Here is a 3,058-nt window from a genome sequence, read left to right as displayed (position 1 = left end):
ACACCATCACCGCGAACGACACCGGCTGCACCACATCCACCCGATCCAGAGACGGCGCCCCCTCCACCTGACGCACCACATCCAGCAACGACCACCCCGACCAGTCCACGAACGGCTCCAACGCCGCCGCACACTCCGCCATCCGCCCCGCGAACACCGCCGACTCCTCCAACAGCGCAGCACCCATCCCCACCCACTGCGCCCCCTGACCCGGGAACACCCACACCGACCTACCAACGACATCGGCCACACCCGCAACCACACCACCGGCCGCAGGCTCACCGGAAGCCACCGCGGCCAGACCCGCCAGCAGCTCCTCATGACCGCCTCCGATGACCACGGCCCGATGCTCGAACACCGACCGCGACACCACCAGCGAGGAGCCCACATCCACCGGGTCGAGATCGCCGTGCACGTCGAGGTGCGCGCCCAGACGACGAGCCTGCGCCCGCAACGCCTCCTCGGTCTTGCCCGACACCACCCACGGCACCACACCCGCGGCCGGCGCCCGGTCCTCACCACGCGACTCCGCCTCAGCAGCCTCCGGCCCCTGCTCCAAGATCACATGCGCGTTGGTGCCGCTGATCCCGAACGACGACACACCCGCCCGACGCGGACGACCGGCCTCCGGCCACTCCCTGGCCTCGGTCAGCAGCTCCACCGCACCGACCGACCAGTCCACATGCGACGACGGCGCGTCCACATGCAACGTCCTGGGCAGCACCCCCTGACGCATCGCCATGACCATCTTGATCACACCCGCCACGCCGGCGGCGGCCTGGGTGTGGCCGAGGTTCGACTTGATCGAACCCAGCAGCAGCGGACGGTCCTCGTCCCGGTCCTGGCCGTAGGTGGCCAGCAGCGCCTGCGCCTCGATCGGGTCACCCAGCGTGGTACCGGTGCCGTGGCCCTCGACCGCGTCCACCTCAGTGGAGGTCAGCCCGGCACTGGCCAGCGCCTGGCGGATCACCCGCCGCTGGGAAGGACCGTTCGGCGCGGTCAACCCGTTGGACGCACCGTCCTGGTTCACCGCCGAACCCCGCACCACCGCCAGCACCTCATGGCCGTTGCGGCGCGCGTCCGACAGCCGCTCCAGCACCAGCACGCCCACACCCTCCGACCAGCTCACCCCGTCGGCCGCGTCAGCGAAGGACTTGCACCGGCCGTCGCCGGCCAACCCGCCCTGGGCGCTGAAATCGATGAACGCACCCGGTGTGGCCATCACCGTCACACCACCGGCCACCGCCAGCGAGCACTCCCCAGAGCGCAGCGCCTGCGCAGCCAGGTGCATCGCCACCAGCGAGGAGGAGCAGGCGGTGTCCACCGTCACCGCCGGACCCTCCAACCCCAGCGCGTACGAAATCCGGCCGGTCGCGACGCTGCCCGCCGTACCGGTGCCGACGAAGCCCATCGCCTCCGGCGGGAACTCGGCGCTCATCCCGTAGTCGTGGTAGAAGATGCCGGCGAACACGCCGGTACGACTGCCACGCAGGGAGACCGGGTCGATCCCGGCCTGCTCGATCGCCTCCCATGACGTCTCCAGCAGCTGCCGCTGCTGCGGATCCATCGCCAGCGCCTCACGCGGCGAGATGCCGAAGAACCCCGGATCGAACTCCCCGGCCTCGTGCAGGAAACCACCCTCACGCACATAGCTGGTCCCCCGGCGCTCCCGATCCGGGTTGTACAACGCCCCCAGATCCCAGCCGCGCGTCGTCGGGAACGGCGAAATCCCATCCCCGCCCTCGGTGACCAGCCGCCACAGATCCTCCGGAGACGTGACCCCGCCCGGATAACGGCACGCCATGCCCACAATCACGATCGGATCGTCACTCAGGGGCATGACGGGCGCGGGAACCACCACATCGGCGTCCTCACCGAGCAGCTCGGCCAGCAGGAACTCCGCCAGCAGCGTCGGCGTCGGGTAGTCGAACACCAGCGTGGCCGGCAACCGCAACCCGGTCGCGGCATTGAGCCGGTTACGCAACTCCACCGCGGTCAGGGAGTCGAAGCCCAGCTCGCGGAACTCCCGCCGCACCTCCACCGTCTCCGGCGAGACGTGCCCCAGCACCAAGGCCACCTCGGTACGCACCAGGTCCACCAAAACCTCGGCACGCTCGGCCGCCCCCAGCGGAGCCAGCCGTCCCAGCAACGTCGCCGCCACCACCGAACCCGACGCCGCCGAACGCCGCCCACCCCGCACCAGACCCCGCAACAACGCCGGCACCTCGCCATGGGAGCGCAGCACCGCCAATTCCAACCGGAGCGGAATCAGCACCGCATGCTCAAGCGCGACAGCGGCCTCGAACAGCGCCAGGCCCTGCTCCACCGACAGCGGCGGCGTACCCATCCTGGCGATCCGCCGCATGTCGGCGTCGCTCAGCGTGCCGGTCAATCCGCTGTCCTGGCTCCAGGCGCCCCACGCCAGCGACAGCGCGGGCAGCCCCTCGGCCCGCCGCATCTGAGCCAGCGCGTCCAAGAACGTGTTCGCGGCCGCGTAGTTGCCCTGCCCAGCCGAGCCCATGACACCCGAGGCCGACGAGTACACAACAAACGCCGCCAGGTCCAGGCCCTGGGTGAGCTCGTGCAGGTGCCAGGCGGCATCGACCTTGGGCCGCAGCACGGTGTCCAGCCGCTCGGGCGTCAGCGACGGAATCGTCCCGTCGGCCAGCACACCGGCGGTGTGAACGACTGCGGTCAGCGGATGGTCGGTATCGATTCCGGCCAGCAGGGCCGCCACCTGATCCCGGTCGGCCACATCACACGCGGCGATCTCGACCTCGACCCCGTGCGCGATCAACTCCGCCTGCAACTCCACCGCACCCGGAGCCTCCAGCCCCCGGCGACTGGTCAGCAACAGATGCCGCACACCCCGCTCGGCCACCAGATGCCGAGCCAGATGACCACCCAGACCACCGGTACCACCGGTGACCAGCACCGTCCCCTCCGGATCCCACGACCGCCCCGCCTCCTCGGCCGGCATCACCCGAGCCAGACGAGGCACCCGTACCGCACCCTCACGGACCGCCGCCTGCGGCTCCCCGGAGGCCAGCACCGCGGC

General features: G+C 70.7%; 1 protein-coding gene. It reads right to left on the bottom strand.

What is annotated here, in order from left to right; translation table 11 throughout:
* Positions 1-3,058, bottom strand: a 3,058-nt coding sequence (locus ABZU75_RS46045) for a type I polyketide synthase (RefSeq protein ID WP_355569791.1), incomplete at both ends; no start/stop codon positions are given.

The sequence above is a fragment of the Streptosporangium sp. NPDC005286 genome (assembly GCF_040607515.1).
Classification (GTDB): domain Bacteria; phylum Actinomycetota; class Actinomycetes; order Streptosporangiales; family Streptosporangiaceae; genus Streptosporangium.
The sequence above is the reverse complement of the archived record's forward strand: the minus strand, read 5'-3'. Positions and strand labels throughout refer to the sequence as shown.